The sequence below is a fragment of the Pseudomonas fluorescens genome (assembly GCF_012974785.1).
GTDB classification, from domain to species: Bacteria; Pseudomonadota; Gammaproteobacteria; order Pseudomonadales; family Pseudomonadaceae; genus Aquipseudomonas; species Aquipseudomonas fluorescens_BT.
Window position 1 is genome coordinate 5,168,425 of the sequence record NZ_CP027561.1, and the last position, 19,213, is coordinate 5,187,637.

17 protein-coding genes and 1 pseudogene are annotated in these 19,213 nt (G+C 61.6%); 11 read left to right on the top strand and 7 right to left on the bottom strand.

Features of this window, described 5'->3' with window-relative positions; genetic code table 11:
- Positions 1–248 precede the first annotated feature (248 nt).
- The 3 genes from C6Y56_RS23435 to hmpA all read right to left on the bottom strand — a co-directional run bounded on the left by C6Y56_RS23435 (position 249) and on the right by hmpA (position 2,743).
- Entirely contained in the window at positions 249–758 is a 510-nt protein-coding gene (locus C6Y56_RS23435) for a disulfide bond formation protein B (RefSeq protein WP_065261343.1), read from the bottom strand.
- Between the two features lie 25 nt (positions 759–783).
- On the bottom strand, positions 784–1,344 hold the full coding sequence (locus C6Y56_RS23440; protein ID WP_169431837.1) for an ester cyclase: 561 nt from the start codon (positions 1,342–1,344) through the stop codon (positions 784–786).
- A gap of 217 nt (positions 1,345–1,561) precedes the next feature.
- Positions 1,562–2,743: an NO-inducible flavohemoprotein gene (gene hmpA, locus C6Y56_RS23445; RefSeq protein WP_169431838.1), complete on the bottom strand. Its 1,182-nt coding sequence runs from the start codon at positions 2,741–2,743 to the stop codon at positions 1,562–1,564.
- Positions 2,744–2,906: 163 nt separating this feature from the next.
- Here hmpA and norR point away from each other — a divergent pair, with 163 nt between their 5' ends.
- The 5 genes from norR to C6Y56_RS23470 all read left to right on the top strand — a co-directional run bounded on the left by norR (position 2,907) and on the right by C6Y56_RS23470 (position 7,408).
- Positions 2,907–4,463 carry a nitric oxide reductase transcriptional regulator NorR gene (norR, locus tag C6Y56_RS23450; protein ID WP_169431839.1) on the top strand — a complete coding sequence of 519 codons (1,557 nt, stop codon included), beginning with the start codon at positions 2,907–2,909 and terminating at the stop codon, positions 4,461–4,463.
- Between the two features lie 339 nt (positions 4,464–4,802).
- The gene (locus C6Y56_RS23455) at positions 4,803–5,705 is read left to right on the top strand and encodes a chemotaxis protein CheV (protein WP_169431840.1); all 903 of its coding nucleotides are present in this window, start codon (positions 4,803–4,805) and stop codon (positions 5,703–5,705) included.
- A 27-nt stretch (positions 5,706–5,732) separates the two neighbouring features.
- Entirely contained in the window at positions 5,733–6,191 is a 459-nt protein-coding gene (locus C6Y56_RS23460) for a GNAT family N-acetyltransferase (protein WP_169432699.1), read from the top strand.
- 62 nt (positions 6,192–6,253) lie between these two features.
- Complete coding sequence (locus C6Y56_RS23465) at positions 6,254–6,571, top strand: hypothetical protein (protein WP_169431841.1); 318 nt, start codon at positions 6,254–6,256, stop codon at positions 6,569–6,571.
- An 87-nt stretch (positions 6,572–6,658) separates the two neighbouring features.
- Positions 6,659–7,408 (top strand): YkgJ family cysteine cluster protein, encoded by a 750-nt coding sequence (locus C6Y56_RS23470; protein ID WP_169431842.1) that lies wholly within the window; start codon positions 6,659–6,661, stop codon positions 7,406–7,408.
- Here C6Y56_RS23470 and C6Y56_RS23475 read toward each other — a convergent pair.
- The 4 genes and pseudogenes from C6Y56_RS23475 to C6Y56_RS23485 form a co-directional block, all read right to left on the bottom strand.
- Positions 7,405–8,469 carry a methyl-accepting chemotaxis protein gene (locus C6Y56_RS23475; RefSeq protein ID WP_420793694.1) on the bottom strand — a complete coding sequence of 355 codons (1,065 nt, stop codon included), beginning with the start codon at positions 8,467–8,469 and terminating at the stop codon, positions 7,405–7,407. The genes C6Y56_RS23470 and C6Y56_RS23475 overlap by 4 nt on opposite strands.
- Positions 8,470–8,712: 243 nt before the next feature.
- A pseudogene (locus C6Y56_RS29680) lies at positions 8,713–8,994 on the bottom strand (PAS domain-containing protein); the annotation flags it as partial.
- Positions 8,995–9,145: 151 nt separating this feature from the next.
- Positions 9,146–9,373 (bottom strand): hypothetical protein, encoded by a 228-nt coding sequence (locus tag C6Y56_RS23480; protein ID WP_169431844.1) that lies wholly within the window; start codon positions 9,371–9,373, stop codon positions 9,146–9,148.
- Between the two features lie 134 nt (positions 9,374–9,507).
- Complete coding sequence (locus C6Y56_RS23485) at positions 9,508–9,867, bottom strand: DUF6124 family protein (protein WP_169431845.1); 360 nt, start codon at positions 9,865–9,867, stop codon at positions 9,508–9,510.
- Positions 9,868–10,806: 939 nt separating this feature from the next.
- On the opposite strand from C6Y56_RS23485, the gene C6Y56_RS23490 reads away from it, so the two are divergent.
- The 6 genes from C6Y56_RS23490 (at position 10,807) to C6Y56_RS23515 (ending at position 19,164) form a co-directional block, all read left to right on the top strand.
- Positions 10,807–11,967: an efflux RND transporter periplasmic adaptor subunit gene (locus C6Y56_RS23490; RefSeq protein ID WP_169431846.1), complete on the top strand. Its 1,161-nt coding sequence runs from the start codon at positions 10,807–10,809 to the stop codon at positions 11,965–11,967.
- Positions 11,964–15,065 carry a multidrug efflux RND transporter permease subunit gene (locus C6Y56_RS23495; RefSeq protein ID WP_169431847.1) on the top strand — a complete coding sequence of 1,034 codons (3,102 nt, stop codon included), beginning with the start codon at positions 11,964–11,966 and terminating at the stop codon, positions 15,063–15,065. The genes C6Y56_RS23490 and C6Y56_RS23495 overlap by 4 nt, the downstream gene beginning before the upstream one ends.
- An 8-nt stretch (positions 15,066–15,073) precedes the next feature.
- A complete protein-coding gene (locus tag C6Y56_RS23500) occupies positions 15,074–15,751 on the top strand; it encodes a heavy metal response regulator transcription factor (RefSeq protein WP_003228008.1) in 678 nt (225 codons plus the stop codon).
- The gene (locus C6Y56_RS23505) at positions 15,741–17,105 is read left to right on the top strand and encodes a heavy metal sensor histidine kinase (RefSeq protein WP_169431848.1); all 1,365 of its coding nucleotides are present in this window, start codon (positions 15,741–15,743) and stop codon (positions 17,103–17,105) included. Before C6Y56_RS23500 ends, C6Y56_RS23505 begins: the two co-directional genes overlap by 11 nt.
- A gap of 324 nt (positions 17,106–17,429) precedes the next feature.
- On the top strand, positions 17,430–17,651 hold the full coding sequence (locus C6Y56_RS23510) for a hypothetical protein (RefSeq protein WP_169431849.1): 222 nt from the start codon (positions 17,430–17,432) through the stop codon (positions 17,649–17,651).
- A 196-nt stretch (positions 17,652–17,847) separates the two neighbouring features.
- A complete protein-coding gene (locus tag C6Y56_RS23515) occupies positions 17,848–19,164 on the top strand; it encodes an OprD family porin (protein ID WP_169431850.1) in 1,317 nt (438 codons plus the stop codon).
- Positions 19,165–19,213 lie beyond the last annotated feature (49 nt).

A 19,213-nucleotide genomic window follows, 5' to 3' on the forward strand; every position in this document is an offset into this window, starting at 1 on the left:
CCGGCACAAGCGTCCCAAAGCCGAAAACCCCTGAAACAGACCAATCCTTTTTTGTAACAACAGTCCAATCCGGGCCCGCGAAAGGCACTGCGACATGGCGCGTGTGACAACATGTCGCACACCTGTCGCACGCTCCCTTGCCGTTCGTCACGACGTTTTCACAAAGACCCTGAAATGCAAAACGCCCCGATTTGCGTCACTGCAAATCGAGGCGTTTGTGTTATCGGCGCAGGGGCCGAAAAGTTGATTCAACGCAATGCTTTTCGGTTGCGCGAGGTCAACAGCGGCACCAGGATCACCACCAGCACGAAGGCCACGAGTGCCCACTGCGCCAGCGACAGACCGAGGATCGGCGGGTACGGCGTCGAGCAGAAACCATCGACCTGGAAGCCCAGCGGGAAGATCTTCGCCAGCGGCAGATCATCGACAATCGGCTGCAGCACATCGATGCCGCAACTCACCGCCGGGTAGAACTGGGTGTACACGTGATGCCCGGCGACACCGGCCCCGGCGATCGCACAGATCACCACCAGCACCTCGAACACGGTGATGCTGCGGCGGGTGCGCATGGCCGCGCCGATGAACGCGAACAGCGCGATCAACAGCAATGCATAGCGTTGCAGGATGCACAGCGGGCATGGCGCCTCGCCCAGCACGACCTGCATGTACAGCGCGCCACCGATCAGTGCCAGACAGATGACGCCCAGCAACACCAGATAGCGCCGCTCACGCCCCAATCGAATCGTTTCCTCGCTCATCGCGTTTCCCTTTCATGTCCATGGTTCAGCTGGCCGGCGGCTGCGCTTGCAGTTGCGCCATCAGGCTGATGTTGTCTTCGATATGCCAATTGGCCGCGATGCGACCGTTGTCGATCTGATAGATATCGGTTGCCCGGAAGTCTACACGCTGCCCCTGCCCTTTGAGAGCCTTGAACGTACCGGTGAAATGTCCGCGAAAGTGCAGATGCACCACCACGCGGTCGCCGGCAACGATCATTTGTTCGATCTCGCAGCTCAGGTCCGGCACCGCCGTGCGAAAGAACTTCGACGCCAGCAGCGGCCCGGTCGGCCCTTGCACCCGGCCTTCCGGCGGGGTCTTGTCGACAAACTGCGGCGACAGGGCGGCGGTGGCCAACGCCTCTTCGCCCGTGTTCCAGAAACTGCCGTAACGCCGCGCCGCCAGTTCCATCGCATCACGCTGGGCCTTGGGCAGGCTCTGATCGACGATCAGGGTCTGGGGTTCGATCAAGGCGGATTCGGCGAAGGCGAACGGACTGGACAGCAAGGCAACCGACAGGCCCAACGCGGCCAGGCTGAAACGACGGGAAGAGGCGAAGTGTGTCATGGGGGCGATCCTGATCATGTAAACGAACGAGCGCCTATCATCAGCATCGGGGAATAAACGATAAACCGGTTAAGAAACGATTAACCTTTAAACAGAATTTAAGAATCAGGACCGTGTAACGGCCAATCGCTGGCAAGCCAGCTCCCACAAGGACCGCGTCGAACTCAAATCCTGTGGGAGCGGGCTTGCTCGCGAATGAGGGCGACCCGGTTCCGGATTACTCCAAAGCAGCAGCCGGCCCGAAGAACTCATAACGGCTCTGCTTCTCCGGCACGCCCAGCGCTTTCAGATGACGCTTGATTGCCCCCATGAAGCCTTTCGGCCCGAGGAAATAGGCGTCCACATCACGCTGCGCCGGCAACCACTCGCCCAATTGCTCCTGGCTCAGCAGGCCGACCTTGTCCGCCGCCGGGCTCACGCCGTCATCTTCGGCGTAGCAATAGAAGCGCTTGAGCTGCGGATGACGCTCGGCCAGACCGTCGATCCAGTCACGGAACGCGTGCACGCTGCCGTTGCGCGCGCTGTGTATGAAGTACACCGGACGCTCGGTTTCCAGCGCCGCTTCCAGCATCGCCAGGGTCGGCGTGATGCCGACGCCGCCGCTGATCAGCACCAGCGGTTTGTCGCTGGCAGCCAGAGTGAACTCGCCCGATGGCGGGAACAGTTGGATGCTGGAACCGACATGAAGCTGATCGTGCAGGTAATTGGAGGCACGGCCGCCCGGTTCGCGTTTGACGCTGATGCGGTACTGGCCTTTGTTGGCCAACGCCGACAGCGAATAGTTGCGACGGATTTCCTCGCCGTCGAGGATCAGCTTCATGCCGATGTACTGACCCGGCTCGGCGGCGAGGATCGGGCCCTTGTCTGCTGGCTCGAAGTAGAACGAGATGATTTCCGCACTCTCCTCGACCCTGGCCGCGACGATGAACTCCCGCGCCCCGCGCCAGCCGCCGACGGCTTGCTCTTTCTGGTCATAAATGGCGGTTTCGGCGCCGATCAGGATCTCGGCCAATTGACCGTAAGCCGCGCCCCAGGCGCTCATCACTTCAGGCGTGGCAATTTCATCGCCCAGCACTTCGGAGATGGCGCGCAGCAGGCAGGTGCCGACGATCGGGTAGTGCTCTGGCAGAATCTGCAATGCTACGTGCTTGTTGATGATCTTCGCCACCAGGTCGCCCAACTGGTCGAGTTGATCGATGTGGCGGGCGTACATCAACACGCCGTTGGCCAGTGCGCGGGGCTGGTCACCGCTGGCCTGGTGGGCCTGGTTGAACAGCGGGCGGACTTGCGGGTACTCGGAGAGCATCATCCGGTAGAAATGGGTGATCAGCGCTTCACCGCCGCTTTCCAGCAGAGGCACGGTGGACTTGATGATGGCACGATCCTGGACGCTAAGCATAAGGGTGACTCCTGAGCTTTCTCTAAAAGTGCCTTGTTCACTCCAGTATTCATGCCAACTATTTTTTTCATATAAATCAATAGTTTGAAAATTATGTAGTCAGATCGACACAAGCCCCTCTATAGTCGCTTCGACTACAACGTGTCTCTTTGACTACAAGCCTATGTCCGCCAAATCATTGCTCACCGCCCTGCTCCCACTGGTCTCGGACCTGTCCCGCGAACTGCCTGAAGGCGAGCGCTATCGACGCCTGCTCGAAGCCATGCGCGCCCTGCTGCCCTGCGATGCCGCCGCACTGTTGCGCCTCGACGGTGAATGGCTGGTGCCGCTGGCCGTGGACGGTTTGAGCACCGACACCCTCGGCCGGCGCTTCAAAGTGAGCGAACATCCGCGTTTCGAAGTCCTGTTGGCAGGCGCCGGGCCGACCCGTTTCGCCGCCGACTGTGAATTGCCCGATCCTTATGACGGATTGGTCGACGGCCTCGACGATCATCTGGAAGTTCACGACTGCCTCGGCTGTCCGTTGTTCGTCGATGAAAAGCTCTGGGGCCTGATCACCCTCGACGCACTCGATCCGGAGCGTTTCGAACCGATCGAACTCGATGCCCTGCAAGCCTTCGCCAGCCTCGCCTCAGCCACGGTCAACGCCGCCGAACGCATCGAACGTCTGGCGATTCGCGCCGAAGACGAACACCAGCGCGCCGAGGTCTATCGCCAGGCCAGCGGTCAGCAGCATCGCGAAATGATCGGCCAGAGCAAGGCCCACAAACGGCTGGTGGAAGAGATCAACCTGGTCGGCGGCAGCGACCTGACCGTGCTGATCACCGGCGAAACCGGGGTCGGCAAGGAACTGGTGGCCCAGGCCATTCACGCCGCTTCCAAACGCGCCGACAAACCGATCATCAGCCTCAACTGCGCAGCCCTGCCGGACACGCTGGTGGAAAGCGAACTGTTCGGCCACGTGCGCGGCGCCTTTACAGGCGCCACCAGCGACCGGCGCGGCAAGTTCGAACTGGCCAATGGCGGCACGCTGTTTCTCGATGAAGTCGGCGAGTTGTCGCTGACCGTCCAGGCCAAGCTGTTGCGGGTGTTGCAGAGTGGTCAGTTGCAGCGCCTGGGTTCGGACAAGGAGCATCAGGTCGACGTGCGCCTGATCGCTGCGACCAACCGTGATCTGGCCGAAGAAGTGCGCAGCGGCCGCTACCGCGCCGACTTTTACCATCGCCTCAGCGTTTACCCGTTGCGGGTGCCGGCGCTGCGTGACCGGGGTCGTGATGTGTTGCTGCTCAGCGGCTATTTTCTGGAACAGAACCGCTCACGCATGGGCCTCAACAGCCTGCGCCTGAACAGCGACGCCCAAGAAGCGCTGCTGACCTACACCTGGCCGGGCAACGTGCGGGAACTTGAGCACTTGATTGGGCGCAGCGCACTCAAGGCGCTGGGCAACTGCAAGGTGCGGCCGAAGATTCTCAGCTTGAGCGCGATGGACCTCGATCTGCCGCGCGAGGTTGTGGATAACTCGCCGGCGCCGTCCGAAACGACTGCCGCCCTGCCATTGATCAGCGGTGACCTGCGTGCAGCCACCGAGCAGTATCAGCGGCAGTTGATCAGCGCAGCACTTGAGCGTAACCGGGACAACTGGGCCAGTGCTGCGCGTGAACTGGGGCTGGATCGAGCGAATCTGGGGCGGATGGCGAAGCGGTTGGGGATGAAAAGCTGAAATGCTTATTCAAGATCAAAAGCACCCTCATCGGAACGCCGCCCGCCCAGCCCTCTCCCGGAGGGAGAGGGAGCCGATTGGGGGATGATTCAGAGCTACACCGACCTGAAAGTGCATTGTTGAATCCATAATCGACTCGGTGGTTCAGGTCGATGTCAGACGCCAGACACCTCGGTCGGCCCCCTCTCCCTCCGGGAGAGGGCTGGGGTGAGGGGCTCTGGATCTCGACGCCACCCGACAACTAACCTAAAGCCCACCCCTTTGACGCCGATAACCCGGCATCAATAGTTTCTGGCGATTTCCACCCTCGCCCACCACCTTTTTCCACAGAAGGTTTTTATGTCTTCCAACAAAGCCCGCGCAGATTCACTTTCGCTTCTGCTGTTTACCTTGCGCAGCGGCAAGCTGATGGCGATCAACCTGCTGAAAGTCAGTGAAATCATCCCCTGCCCGCCGCTGACCAAACTGCCGGAGTCGCACCCGCACGTCAAAGGCATCGCCACTCTGCGCGGCGCTTCGCTGTCGGTGATCGACCTGAGCCGCGCCATCGGTGAGCGTCCGCTGGAGGACCCGAACGGCGGCTGCCTGATCGTCACCGACGTCAGCCGTTCGAAACAGGGCCTGCATGTGCAGGCGGTGAGCAAGATCGTGCATTGCCTGACCACCGACATCAAACCGCCGCCGTTCGGTTCCGGCGGCTCCCGCGCCTACATTACCGGCGTGACTTCGGTGGACGGCACGCTGGTGCAGGTGCTGGACATCGAAAAAGTCATCCACGGCATCGCCCCGGCGCAGATCGAAATGGCCCCGACCGAGCTGAGCATGGAAGACGCCGAAGTGCTGGGCAACGCACGGATCCTGGTGGTCGACGACAGCCAGGTGGCGCTGCAGCAATCGGTGCACACCCTGCGCAACCTCGGCCTGCAATGCCACACCGCTCGCAGCGCCAAGGAAGCCATCGACTGCCTGCTGGACCTGCAAGGCACGGCGCAGCAGATCAACCTGATCGTCTCCGACATCGAAATGTCCGAGATGGACGGCTACGCCTTCACCCGTACCCTGCGCGAGACCCCGGACTTCGCCCACCTCTACGTACTGCTGCACACCTCGCTGGACAGCGCGATGAACAGCGAAAAGGCCCGCCTCGCCGGGGCCAACGGCGTGTTGACCAAGTTCTCCTCGCCCGAGCTGACCCACTGCCTGATCGAAGCGGCCAAACACGTCGCCGCCCAGGGCTACTGAGCCTTGAGCGAGACGTTCTGCTTTCTGATGCGGCGCGACCTGAGCCAGGACGTGCCGGCCATCGAATGGCCGAACGGCATCGAACTCACGACCTACAGCGACGAACGCGCACCCGCCGTGCATGAACTGATGCAAATCGGTTACCGCGAAGGCGGCGGTCGGGTGCCGGCGCTGGGCGTCTGGCAACAGCAGTTTGAAAACGATCCGGAATACGATCCGGCACTGTGTTTCATCGCCAGTGATACCGAAGGCGTCATCGGCGTGGCGCAATGCTGGACCAGTTCCTACATCAAGAATCTGGTGGTGCATCCTCGCGCTCAGGGTCGCGGATTGGGTCGGGCGTTGCTGCTTCATGCGTTCACGGCGTTTCGGGATCGACGTGAAGGGTTTGTCGACCTGAAGGTGCTGGAAGACAACCAGCGAGCGCAGCGCTTGTATGAAAGGTCTGGAATGTATGTAGTTCGCCGGGAATGGGTGCCGGACTGACAAACTAAAATCCTGCGGCATACTCCAACCTTGGCGATCACCCCTCCAAGGATGCCCGAACCATGAAACGCCTCGCCCTCTCCGTACTTTGCCTCATCGCCCCGTTCGCCCACGCCTCCAGCCCCGACGCCTGGGCGGCCTACGACAAAAACGTACTCGCCAGTTGCACCAAGGCCAGCGGCCTGAAAAACGCCAAACCGGTCGGCAACGCCGCGCAATTCGATGACCGCGCCGGCTACACCGCGCTGTTGCTGCAAGGCCAGTATCCGCAAAAACACATGAAAGGCCAGCAAGGCACCGAGTTGTGCCTGTACAACAAGAAGTCGAAAACTGCGTACGTCACCGAATGGGACTCGATCCGCCCGAACGCCAAGCCCTGAGCGAATGGCGCACAACTTGCTTCACTCCGGACCTGTACGGCGGCTTTATGTCGCCGATTCACACCCTGATTGAAGATTGCCCGCTCAATGAATACGACCTTTTCCTGCGTAGGTTGCGGCAAATGCTGCACCGATCACCATGTGCCCCTGACCCTGGCCGAAGCCCGCATGTGGGCGGCCGACGGCGGTCAGGTGATCGTGCTGGTGGAGGCGTTTCTCGCCAACGGTCTGGGTCTGCCGGAACAGCAGCGCGAGCATGCGCAGCGCCGTTCGGCGGTGGTGCGCAGCGGCATGTCCGACGCCCATGTGGCGATCACTTTTGCCGCCTACAACGTCGGCCCCTGCCGGAATCTTGACGAAGACAAGCTGTGCCGTATCTACGAACGTCGGCCGCTGGTGTGTCGCATCTATCCCGCCGAAATCAATCCGCACATCCCGCTGAACCCTGCCGCCAAGGACTGCCCGCCAGAGTCCTGGGAGCAAGGGCCGCAGTTGATCGTCGGTGGCGAACTGGTAGATCAGGAACTGGTGACGCTGATCCAGCGCTCGCGTCAGGCGGATCGCGATGACATCCGGATTAAGGATGCGATTTGCGGCTTGCTCGGTATCCGCACCACCGCCCTCAAGGGCGACGGTTTTACAGCGTACCTGCCGGAGATGGGCGCGTTTGCCTCGGTGATCAATCAGGTCACGGCGCAGCCATTGAGCGAAGTTTCCAGTGAATGGCTGTTCCATGTCTCCGGTGACGACATTGCCGGGCAAGTGCGGGCGGCCGGGGCACACGTGGTGTCCGAACCGCCGCAGACCTACGCGTTCATTTCCCTGCGAGCAGCCTAAGCGCCCTGCCGCCGCCCCCAGAACTCCCGCGCCAGCGAACGCAAATCCCCCGCCAGCCCCGCCACATCCTGTGAGTTGAGCTGGCTCTGGCGCCCCTCATCCACCGTCAGTTCACAGGCCGTACGAATACTGACGATGTTGCGGTTGATGTCCTCACTCACCGCGCTCTGCTCTTCAACGGCTGCAGCGATTTGCAGACTCATCTCGGTAATCTGCTCGACCCGCCCACTGATCCCGTCCAATGCCCGGGCCGCACGCTGCGCCTGCTCGACGCTGTTATCCACATGCTCGCTGCTCTGCTGCATCACCAGCACCGCATCCCGCGCGCCGTTTTGCAGGGTGCTGATCATCCGTTGAATTTCATTGGTCGACTGCTGAGTGCGCTGGGCCAGACCGCGCACCTCATCGGCGACCACCGCAAACCCACGTCCCGCATCCCCGGCCCGCGCCGCTTCGATTGCTGCGTTGAGCGCCAGCAGATTGGTCTGTTCGGCGATGCTGCGAATCACCTCCAGCACCCCGGAAATCTCGCTGCTGTGACCTTCGAGCTGATGGATGACCTCGGTCGCCCGCCCCAACTCCTCGGCCAGCCGCAACACCGCACTGCGACTCTCGCCGACCAACAAATGCCCTTCACGGGTTTCCGTCCCGGCCATATCCGCCGCCACCGACGCCTGCTGCGCATGGCTGGCGACCTCGGCCACACTGGCCGCCATCTGATGAATCGCCGCCGCCACCTGATCGGTTTCCGCCTGCTGCGCCAACGTACTGGTGTGACTGCTGTGCAAATGATCCACAAGCTGCGCCGCATGCCCGGCCAGCCGTTGCGAGGCATCACCGATCCGCCCGACCACCGCACCGACCTGGGCTTCGAGCATCTGCAACGCAAACTCGATCTGCCCGAACTGATCCCGCCGCCCGGTATAAATGCCCTGACTCAACGGGTTGTCGGCAATCAGCCGCGCACGCTCGGTCAGACGTTCCAGTGGCCGCAATAACCAACCCACGCCCAAGGCACACGCGCCACTGCCGGCCACCAGCGCAGCGGCTTCGATGCCCATGGTCTCCGGCCGCAGCCAGGCTTCCATCCCCAGCACCACCGCCAGCACCGAACTGGTCAACGCCATGATCTTCGCCCGCAAACTCAGCACTGGCAGCCGCTGCCACCGCGCCATCCGCCCCTCGCGCAACTGCGCATACGCCCGCTCCGCTGCGGCGATCTGCCGGGCATCCGGCCGTGTACGCACCGACTGAAACTCCACCGCCGCACCGTTCTGCGTGACCGGGGTGACATAGGCACTGACCCAATAGTGATCACCGTTCTTGCAACGATTCTTCACCAGCCCCATCCACGACCGCCCACGCTTGAGCGTCTGCCACATATGGGCAAACGCCTGCGCCGGCATGTCCGGATGACGCAGCAAATTGTGCGGCGCACCCAGCAGCTCGTCGCGGCTGTAACCGCTGATCCTGATGAAGTCGTCGTTGGCGTAGGTGATCGCGCTGGTCAGATCGGTGGTCGAGAGAATGTTCGCATCCGGCGCAACATCGACATTGCGCCCGGTCACCGGGAGATTGATCTTCATGGAAAGCGCGCTCGTTTTATTGGAAAGAGTCGGCAGGGCTGCTGACTCTAAGCGCACTCACTGGTTAAACGTTGATCTGGCTCAGGAACTGAGCAATTAGCCATCACTGTGACCGAAAATCACAGACGATGGCTGCAAGAGGGAGGTGGAATCAGCGCTTGCCCATCGAACGACGCGTGCCCGACGGCGCCACACCCGGAATCTTGGCGTGACGATCACCGTCCTTGCCCTTGAACTGCGGCAGTTTCGCCGCTTTGGCAGCCGCCAGCTCACCTGGCTTGAACGGAAACTTGAACGCAGGAATGGTCGGCTTGGATTCACCGGCCTCGGCCAGCTCTGCCGGGACATCGCTCACAGCGTTGTCGATTGGGGAAGTCATGAAAGCTCCGCGAAGCAAAAAGTCCGGCCCGATGGACGAGCCGCGAAAGCGCGCAGTATACCTGCGCGCGTGGACTTTAAAGAGCCCCAAAACGGCTACGACCGGTGCCTTTTGGGGACTGCGCGACTAACGGATCACGTCTGCGGATCAACCCGATCCAGCGCCCGATTCACCGCCAGCTCGGCCAGCATGATGATCTGCTGAATGCCCAACGCCGTACTACGCTGCGGGCCGGAAAGCTCATTGGCGAAATTGCTGGCAATGGTACTGGCCGAGGCCAGGGATTCGCAGGCATTGGCCAACAGGCTTTCGGTGTCGACGTTGGGAGTGACGCTGTACATCGTGCTCGGGCGCGGCTTGGTGGGGTTGGGGCAGAGGTAATAATCGAGGGCGCGCTTGATGGCTTCGCGGTTACGGGCGAGGTCTTCGGCGCGCATGGCCTCTTCGAGGGGGGTGGGTGATTCGAGGGGTGGGTCGGGTATCAGTTTGTCCATGAAAAACTCCTACTTGGCTATGGAGCCATCCCTTGTCGTTTCCACACGACAAAAGGTGGCAACTGTACGCAGGGTGGAAAACCGATAAGTAGGCAACCGGCCAGACCGAAGTCTGCCTGCGCACAGCCGCCGCGACGCAGTTTGCAGACGAAAGAAGACATCGGCAACGATTACGGGGAGATGCTTTGCAACTACTTGAAATCAGGTTTCCACGCCTGTTCGCTGAATTGGCAGCGACAGCCAGAGACTAGAGAGCGCACTTCCGACGGACAACCTGAAAACCTTGTGGGAAGGATCCGGTGTAGTTGTTGAAATTTAAACAACCTCAAAAGCTCCCCTCACCCTAGCCCTCTCCCGGAGGGAGAGGGAACTGACGGTGTTGTTTATACGGAATACACCGACCTGAATCACCGAGCTTAACTCCAGTTTTGAGCAGCACCGCACTACGCTCTTCACCACTCAAAACGATGAGCGTTAGCTCGAGTACCGCTTTTGACGTGCCGGCCCCATCGGCAGGCTGAGTGGAGGGATTTATCCGGGGGTGGGAGCGCAGCGACCGTGCGGCGCAGCCGCATGCATCGAGAGGAGGTGCAGCGAAGCAAACCGTAGGCGATGCCCCCGGATGAATCCCGGAACGAAGGGACGCCGAGCCACAGCGAGGTGCCGTACGCCGGGGCCTAGACCTTTTGGTTCCTTTTGGCTGGGCCGGCATTCCGGGCGTTTGCCAAAAGGGACTCGCCGTAAGGGCGAAACCGCCAGCCGCAACACCCGAAAAAACGGATATACACACAACCCAAAACCAGCATGGTCGGCCCAAAGGCCGCCAAATCAAAAGCCGAAACTGACAGCGCCGTCAGCCAGCCGTCACCCTCCTGACCCCCAAACAAGTTTATAAAGACAAAACCTGCCCAAACCCCGTCCCCCTGGCGCCCCACAAGCATGCAAATCCAGAAGAAAAAGGCCCTGCTCGCCACCCTGCTGATCGCCCTCGCAGCCGCCGGTCTGTGGTACGCATACAAACCCGCCCCGGCCAAACTCGCGGCCCCCAGCGCCATCCCGGTACGGGTCGTCGCTGTCAGCGAAAAAGACGTCCCCCGCTACACCAGCGGCATCGGCTCGGTGCTCTCGCTGCACAGCGTGGTGGTGCGCCCGCAGATCGACGGCATCCTCACCAAGCTCTTCGTCAAAGAGGGCCAGTTGGTGAAACAGGGCGACCTGCTCGCCACCATCGACGACCGCTCGATCCGCGCCAGCCTCGACCAGGCCCGGGCACAACTGGGCGAAAGCCAGGCGCAACTGCAAGTGGCGCTGGTCAACCTCAAGCGCTACAAACTGCTCAGTGTCGACGACGGCGTCTCCAAGCAGACCTACGACCAGCAACAGGCACTGGTCAACCAACTCAAGGCCACCGCCCAAGGCAATCAAGCCTCGATTGACGCGGCACAGGTACAACTTTCCTACACCCAGATTCGCTCCCCGGTCACCGGTCGCGTCGGGATTCGCACAGTCGACGAAGGCAACTTCCTGCGCATGACCGACACCCAGGGTCTGTTCACCGTGACCCAGATCGACCCGATCGCCGTCGAGTTCTCCCTGCCCCAGCAAATGCTGCCGACCCTGCAAGGTCTGATCAGCGACCCGCAGCGCGCGCAAGTCAAGGCCTACATCGGCGCCGACACCGACGGTGAAACCGGCAACCTGCTCGGCGAAGGTCACCTGACCCTGATCGACAACCAGATCAACGCCAACACCGGCACCATCCGCGCCAAGGCCGAATTCGACAACCCCAACCAGAAGCTCTGGCCGGGCCTGCTGGTAACGGTAAAGATTCAGACGGCACTGGATAAAAATGCGCTGGTGGTCCCGCCCACTGTCGTACAGCGGGGCCTCGATCAACACTTCGTGTACCGGGTCAACGGCGACAAGGTTGAAGCGGTGCAGGTGCAGATGGTTTATCAGGGCAGCGGCCAGGACATCATCAAGGGCGTGAAGCCTGGCGACGTATTGGTCAGCGATGGCCAGTCGCGGCTCAAGCCCGGTTCGACCGTGCAGGTCATGAGCGAACCGCCGCAGGTGGTGCAAGCGGAGCCCAAGCCATGAAGCAGCACAAAGGCGTTTCGACCTGGTGCATCGATCACCCGGTGGCGACGATTCTGCTGACCATCGCGCTGGTGCTGGTCGGGGTGATTGCCTTCCCGCGCTTGCCGATTGCCCCGCTGCCGGAAGCGGAATTTCCGACGATCCAGGTCTCCGCCCAACTGCCAGGCGCCAGCCCGGACACCATGGCCTCATCCGTGGCCACGCCGCTGGAGGTGCAATTCAGCGCCATCCCCGGCATGACCCAGATGACCTCCAGCAGTGCGCTGGGCTCCAGCCTGCTGACCCTGCAATTCACCCTCGACAAGAGCATCGACACCGCCGCCCAGGAAGTGCAGGCCGCGATCAACACCGCCGCCGGCAAGCTGCCGAAAGACATGCCGACCCTGCCGACCTGGAAGAAGGTCAACCCGGCCGACAGCCCGGTGCTGATCCTCAGCGTCAGCTCCACGCAAATGCCCGGCACCGAACTCAGCGACCTGGTGGAAACCCTGCTCGCCCGTCAGATCAGTCAGATCGACGGCGTAGGCCAGATCAACATCACCGGTCAGCAACGTCCGGCAATCCGTGTTCAAGCTTCGGCGGACAAACTGGCGGCCATCGGCCTGACCCTCGCCGACATTCGTGTGGCGATCCAGCAGACCAGCCTCAACCTCGCCAAAGGCGCGCTGTACGGCGACTCGAGCATTTCCACGCTGTCGACCAACGACCAGTTGTTCCACCCCGAGGAATACAGCCAGCTCATCGTTTCCTACAAGGATGGCGCCCCGGTTCACCTCAAGGATGTCGCCAAAGTCGTCAACGGTTCGGAAGATGCCTACGTGCAAGCCTGGGCCGGTGATCGGCCGGGCGTGAACCTGGTGATCTCGCGCCAGCCCGGCGCCAACATCGTCGAGACCGTGGACCGGATTCAGGCCGCCCTGCCCGGCCTCGAAGCCATGCTGCCGGCCTCGGTGCAAGTCAAAACCCTGATCGACCGCACCCAGACCATCCGCGCGTCCCTGCATGAAGTGGAAATCACCCTGCTGATCGCGATCCTGTTGGTGGTGGCGGTCATGGCACTGTTCCTGCGCCAGCTGTCGGCGACGATGATTGTCTCGGCGGTGCTCGGCGTGTCGCTGACCGCCAGTTTCGCCTTGATGTATTTGCTCGGTTTCAGCCTGAACAACCTGACACTTGTCGCCATCGTGGTGGCGGTGGGCTTCGTGGTCGACGATGCCATCGTGGTCGTGGAAAACATTCACCGCCATCTGGAGGCCGGCGACAGCATGCGTGACGCCGCGATCAAGGGCGCCGGCGAGATCGGTTTCACCGTGGTCTCGATCAGTTTCTCGCTGGTGGCAGCGTTCATTCCGCTGCTGTTCATGGGCGGTGTGGTCGGGCGTCTGTTCAAGGAGTTCGCCCTGACGGCCACCTCGACCATCATGATTTCCGTGGTGGTGTCGCTGACCCTCGCGCCGACGCTGGCCGCGCTGTTCATGCGTAAACCGGTGCATCACGCCCATGACAAACCGGGCTTCAGCGAACGGCTGCTCGGCTGGTACGAAAACGGCCTGCGCCGCGCCCTCGCCCACCAGAAACTGATGATCGGCGTGTTCGGCATTTCCGTCGCGCTGGCGATTGGCGGATACGTGTTTATCCCCAAGGGTTTCTTCCCGGTGCAGGACACCGGTTTCGTCCTCGGCACCACCGAAGCCGCCGCCGATATCTCCTACAGCGACATGGTGAAAAAACACTTGGCGATGGCCGAAATCGTCGCCGCCGACGCGGCCGTCCAGGCGTTTTCCCACTCGGTCGGCGTGTCCGGCAGCAACCAGACCATCGCCAACGGCCGCTTCTGGATTGCCCTGAAACCACGGGGTGAACGAGACGTCTCGGCCAGCCAGTTCATCGACCGCATTCGTCCGAAACTGATGAAAGTCCCGGGCATCGTGCTTTACCTGCGCGCCGGCCAGGACATCAACCTCAGCTCCGGACCGAGCCGTGCGCAGTATCAATACGTGCTCAAAAGCAACGACGGGCCGACGCTCGCCACCTGGACCCAGAAGCTCACGGAAAAACTGCGCAGCATCCCGGCGTTCCGTGACATTTCCAACGACCTGCAACTGGGCGGCAGCATCACCCACATCAGCATCGACCGCAGCGCCGCCGCGCGTTTCGGCCTGACGGCGAGTGATGTCGACGAGGCGCTGTACGACGCCTTCGGCCAGCGGCAGATCAACGAGTTCCAGACCCAGGTCAACCAGTACAACGTGATCCTGGAACTGGACACCAAACAGCGCGGCAAGGCCGAAAGCCTCAACTATTTCTACCTGCGCTCACCGCTGAGCGGAGAAATGGTGCCACTGTCGGCGCTGGCCCGATTCGACGCGCCGACCATCGGCCCACTGTCGATTGCCCACGACGGCATGTTCCCGGCCGCCAACCTGTCGTTCAACCTGGCGCCCGGCGTGGCGCTGGGCGACGCGGTGATTTTGCTGAATCAGGCCAAGGCCGAGATCGGTATGCCGACCGCGATCAGCGGCAACTTCCAGGGCGCGGCCCAGGCGTTCCAGAGTTCGCTGAAAAGTCAGCCGTGGCTGATTCTCGCGGCACTGGTGGCGGTGTACATCATTCTCGGCGTGCTCTACGAGAGTTTCGTCCATCCGCTGACGATTATTTCGACGCTGCCGGCAGCAGGGCTGGGCGCAGTGATCATGCTGTGGATCTGCGGCCAGGACTTTTCGATCATGGCGCTGATCGGGCTGGTGCTGCTGATCGGTATCGTCAAGAAAAACGGCATCCTGATGATCGACTTCGCCCTGGAAGCGCAGCGCCATCGCGGGCTGTCGCCGCAGGATGCGATTTTCGAAGCGTGTATCACGCGGTTCAGGCCGATCATCATGACCACCCTCGCCGCCCTGCTCGGCGCCCTGCCGCTGATGCTCGGTTACGGCACCGGCGCCGAACTGCGCCAGCCATTGGGGATCGCGGTGGTGGGTGGCCTGCTGGTCAGCCAGATGCTGACGCTGTTCACCACGCCGGTCATATACTTGTGGCTTGAGCGGCTGTTCCACAAGCCCAAACCGGCGCCCGTCGCGGCGCTGGCAACGACAGACTGAGGCGGGTCATGCGCGTTCTGATTATCGAAGACGAAGAGAAAACCGCGGACTATCTGCACCGCGGCCTGACGGAACAGGGTTACACCGTGGATCTGGCCCGCGACGGCGTCGAGGGCCTGCATCTGGCGCTGGAAAGCGACTACGCGGTGATCGTCCTCGACGTGATGCTGCCGGGCCTCGACGGCTTTGGCGTACTGCGCGCGCTGCGTGCGCGCAAGCAGACGCCGGTGATCATGCTCACCGCCCGCGAGCGGGTCGAAGACCGGATCCGGGGTTTGCGTGACGGCGCCGACGATTACCTCGGCAAACCGTTCTCCTTCCTTGAACTGGTGGCGCGCCTGCAAGCGCTGACCCGCCGCAGCGGCGGCCACGAGCCGGTGCAGGTGAGCATCGCCGACCTGTGGATCGATCTGATCAGCCGCAAGGCCACCCGCGCCGGCACGCGCCTGGACCTGACCGCCAAGGAGTTTTCGCTGCTCAGCGTACTGGCCCGGCGTCAGGGCGAAATCCTCTCGAAAACCGCGATTGCGGAAATGGTCTGGGACATCAATTTCGACAGCGACGCCAACGTCGTCGAAGTCGCGATCAAACGTCTGCGCGCCAAGCTCGACGGGCCGTTCGACGAAAAGCTGCTGCACACCATCCGGGGCATGGGCTATGTGCTGGAGAGCCGTGGTGTCCAGTAACTCCATTGCCCTGCGCCTGAGCGGAATGTTCACGCTGGTGGCGCTGCTGGTGTTCCTGTTGATTGGCGGCGCGCTGTATCAACAAGTGGACAAAGGCCTGGGTCTGCTGCCGGAAGCGGAACTCGATGCGCGCTACAGCGTGCTCGAATCGGCGCTCAACCGCTATGGCACCCCCGAGCATTGGGTGAAGATCAACGCCAAACTCAAGCTGCTCGGCGAAGAAGACAAACGCATTCGTTTCTGGGTAGTCAGCGGCGATCCGGGCTACGAGTTCGGCGAACCGGATGCCTTGATCCGCACCTTTGCCCAAGGAGCGCCCGGCATGCACGACCTGCAACTGCCCGGCCATCCCTATCCGCTGAAAGTGCTGCTCACCGAACTGCCGGCCAGGGATCAGCGCCCGCCGCTGCGCTTCATGATCGGCATCGATACCGAGACCGTTCACCAGACCCAGCATCAGTTGCTGATCGCGCTGGTGAGTCTGGCGGTGATCGGCGTGCTGCTGGCCTCGGCATTGGGTTACTGGGTGGCACGAATCGGCCTCAAACCGCTGATCAAACTGTCCCACGAAGCCCAGCGTCTGGCGCCGCCGTTGCGGGCCGGGCGTCTGCGTCTGTCGCCGTTGCCACCGGAACTGGAGCAGTTCGTCGACTCGTTCAACTCGACGCTGGAGCGGGTCGAACAGGCCTATTCACGACTGGAATCCTTCAACGCCGACGTGGCCCATGAGCTGCGCTCGCCGCTGACCAATCTGATCGGCCAGACCCAGGTCGCCCTCACTCGCGGGCGCTCCGCCGAGCATTATTTCGAAGTGCTGCAATCCAACCTCGAAGAGCTGGAACGCCTGCGCTCGATCATCAATGACATGCTGTTTCTGGCCAGCGCCGATCAGGGCAGCAAGGCCACCAAGCTGACCTCGACCTCCCTGGCCGATGAAGTGGCGACTACCCTCGAATACCTCGATTTCATCCTCGAAGATGCACAGGTTCAGGTCCATGTGAGTGGCGACGCACAGGTGCAGATCGAGATCGCCCATCTGCGCCGGGCGTTGATCAATCTGCTGAGTAACGCGGTGCAACACACCGCGCCGGGACAGGTGATCGAAGTGCAGATCACGGTCGAGGAACATCAGGTCAGCATCGGCGTGGCCAACCCCGGTGCGCCGATTGCCAGCGAGCATTTGCCGCGCCTGTTCGAGCGCTTTTACCGGGTCGACGCTTCGCGCAGTAACAGCGGTAATAACCATGGGCTAGGGCTGGCGATCGTCAAGGCGATTGCGCTGATGCATGGTGGGGATGTGTTTGTGCGCAGTGATCGCGGGATGAACACTTTCGGGATTCATTTGCCGGTCTGAAAAGCCCCTCACCCTAACCCTCCCGAAACGTCGGACCGCCCCGAGGGAGAGGGGACTGACCGAGTTGTTCTTTCGAGTTACGCCGACCTGAAAAATCCAGTCGAACTCAGATTCTGAAAAGTCCCCAATCGGCTCCCTTTCCCCCTCGCCCCCTTGGGGGCGGTCCGACGTTTCGGGAGGGTTGGGCGGGCGGCGTTCCGATGAGGGGGTGACTTTTGCTTTTGCTGTAACAGTCATTTATGAAAATCATGCTGTTTCCCGACGCCCGGCAACCTTATCTTTGCCCGCACCAAACAGCACTTGCCAAGCAAGAAGGTTTTCAAGATGTCCAACAGTATGGGTATTGCCAGCGCTTTCATTTTGTCCTCATTGATCCTGTCGCCGATGGCGATGGCTGAAGAATCGCAGTCGTTCGTAGCGCACAATGCCGCTCGCGCCCTGGCATTCGAACAGTATCAGGCAGAAGTGATGGCCAAGGCTCAAGACGCCACGCAAGCCCCTCAGGCCGCAACTTCCCAGACTCAGGCAGCCGAGAAAGACAGCTGAGTCGCGCAACGTTAAACGTTTCCCTCGACGCGGTTGTTTGGCTCTTCCCGTTCAACCGTCGTCCTTCCAGGCCACTGATTTTCAGTGGCCTTTTTTCGTTGTGGTGTGAAAGCGGTCCGGTGCGTCTCTTACCATTAGAAACACCCCGCACCTCAAGACATTGAAGTGCCAGTTGACCCAAGGAGCTTTACCGCAAGTGCGTTACCCAGTCCGCTTTACCCCGCTGTTCATTGCAATCGCCGCAACGATTGCTCCTGCCGCCCACGCCGCTGAAGCCGATAAGGAAGGTTTTGTCGAAGGCTCGAGCCTCAACCTCAACGCCCGCAACTACTACATGAATCGCAACCGCCTACAGAAAGCGGACGACAACATCGAGTGGGGCCAGGGTTTCCTCGGCAAATTCCAGTCCGGTTACACCGAAGGCACGGTCGGCTTTGGCATCGATGCCCACGCCATGCTCGGTCTGAAACTCGACGGTGGTGGCGGTACGGACAACTCCAGCATCCTGCCGGTCAGCGATGGCAACGGCAAAGCGCCGGGCTCGTTCTCCACCGCGGGCGGTACGTTGAAAATGCGTGCATTCGATACCGAACTGAAGGCCGGCGACCTGTTCCTCACCAACCCGGTGATCGCCGGCGGTGAAAGCCGCATGCTGGCGCAGACTTTTCGCGGTGTCAGCCTGACCAACCACAGCTTCGACGGCTGGATGATCGAAGGTGGCCAGGCGAGCTTCACCAAGCCGTACAACCAGAGCGGCCACAAGCGCATCGGCACCTCGTACGGCACCCTCGCCGAGGGCGATAAAAGCCAGCACCTGAACTGGGCCGGCGTGTCCTGGAGCGGCGTCGAAGGCCTGACCAGCAACCTGTATGCCGCCGAGCTGAAGGACATCTGGAACCAGTACTACTACGACCTCGATTACACCTGGGCGCTGAACGATCGGGTGACCCTCAACCCGGGCCTGCACTTCTATCACACCCAGGACACCGGCGAGGCGCTGCTGGGCAACATCGACAACAACACCTACAGCCTGCATTTCACCGTCGGCATCGGCAGCCACAGCGTCACCGCCGCGTACCAGCGGGTCAACGGCAACACGCCATTCGACTACATCAGCCAGGGCGACAGCATCTACCTCGACAACTCCCAGCAATACTCGGACTTCAACGGCCCGAACGAGCGCTCGTGGAAACTCAAGTACGCCTACGACTTCGCAGGTGTCGGCTTGCCGGGCCTGACTTCGGCGGTGTCCTACTCGCGCGGTATGCTGGACCTGACCAAGGTCGATCCGGACAGCAAAGGCTACGCCTCGTGGTACAGCGCTGAAGGCCGCAACGCCAAGCACTGGGAACGCGACATCGACCTCAAATACGTGGTGCAGAGCGGCCAGGCCAAAGACCTCGCCGTGCGCCTGCAATGGGCCACCAACCGCGGCGGCAACGGTTACGGCGCGCTGGACACTGACACCGATGAATACCGAGTGATCATCGACTACCCGATCAACGTCTTCTAAGATCGGCGCTACAGTAGAGAGGCCAGCCTTATACGCTGGCCTTTTTCTT

Coding starts and splice junctions, on each gene's coding strand:
- C6Y56_RS23435 (WP_065261343.1), bottom strand. CDS start 758: ATGAGCGAGGAAACGATTCGATTGGGGCGTGAGCGGCGCTATCTGGTG.
- C6Y56_RS23440 (WP_169431837.1), bottom strand. CDS start 1,344: ATGACACACTTCGCCTCTTCCCGTCGTTTCAGCCTGGCCGCGTTGGGC.
- hmpA (WP_169431838.1), bottom strand. CDS start 2,743: ATGCTTAGCGTCCAGGATCGTGCCATCATCAAGTCCACCGTGCCTCTG.
- norR (WP_169431839.1), top strand. CDS start 2,907: ATGTCCGCCAAATCATTGCTCACCGCCCTGCTCCCACTGGTCTCGGAC.
- C6Y56_RS23455 (WP_169431840.1), top strand. CDS start 4,803: ATGTCTTCCAACAAAGCCCGCGCAGATTCACTTTCGCTTCTGCTGTTT.
- C6Y56_RS23460 (WP_169432699.1), top strand. CDS start 5,733: ATGCGGCGCGACCTGAGCCAGGACGTGCCGGCCATCGAATGGCCGAAC.
- C6Y56_RS23465 (WP_169431841.1), top strand. CDS start 6,254: ATGAAACGCCTCGCCCTCTCCGTACTTTGCCTCATCGCCCCGTTCGCC.
- C6Y56_RS23470 (WP_169431842.1), top strand. CDS start 6,659: ATGAATACGACCTTTTCCTGCGTAGGTTGCGGCAAATGCTGCACCGAT.
- C6Y56_RS23475 (WP_420793694.1), bottom strand. CDS start 8,469: ATGGGCATCGAAGCCGCTGCGCTGGTGGCCGGCAGTGGCGCGTGTGCC.
- C6Y56_RS23480 (WP_169431844.1), bottom strand. CDS start 9,373: ATGACTTCCCCAATCGACAACGCTGTGAGCGATGTCCCGGCAGAGCTG.
- C6Y56_RS23485 (WP_169431845.1), bottom strand. CDS start 9,867: ATGGACAAACTGATACCCGACCCACCCCTCGAATCACCCACCCCCCTC.
- C6Y56_RS23490 (WP_169431846.1), top strand. CDS start 10,807: ATGCAAATCCAGAAGAAAAAGGCCCTGCTCGCCACCCTGCTGATCGCC.
- C6Y56_RS23495 (WP_169431847.1), top strand. CDS start 11,964: ATGAAGCAGCACAAAGGCGTTTCGACCTGGTGCATCGATCACCCGGTG.
- C6Y56_RS23500 (WP_003228008.1), top strand. CDS start 15,074: ATGCGCGTTCTGATTATCGAAGACGAAGAGAAAACCGCGGACTATCTG.
- C6Y56_RS23510 (WP_169431849.1), top strand. CDS start 17,430: ATGTCCAACAGTATGGGTATTGCCAGCGCTTTCATTTTGTCCTCATTG.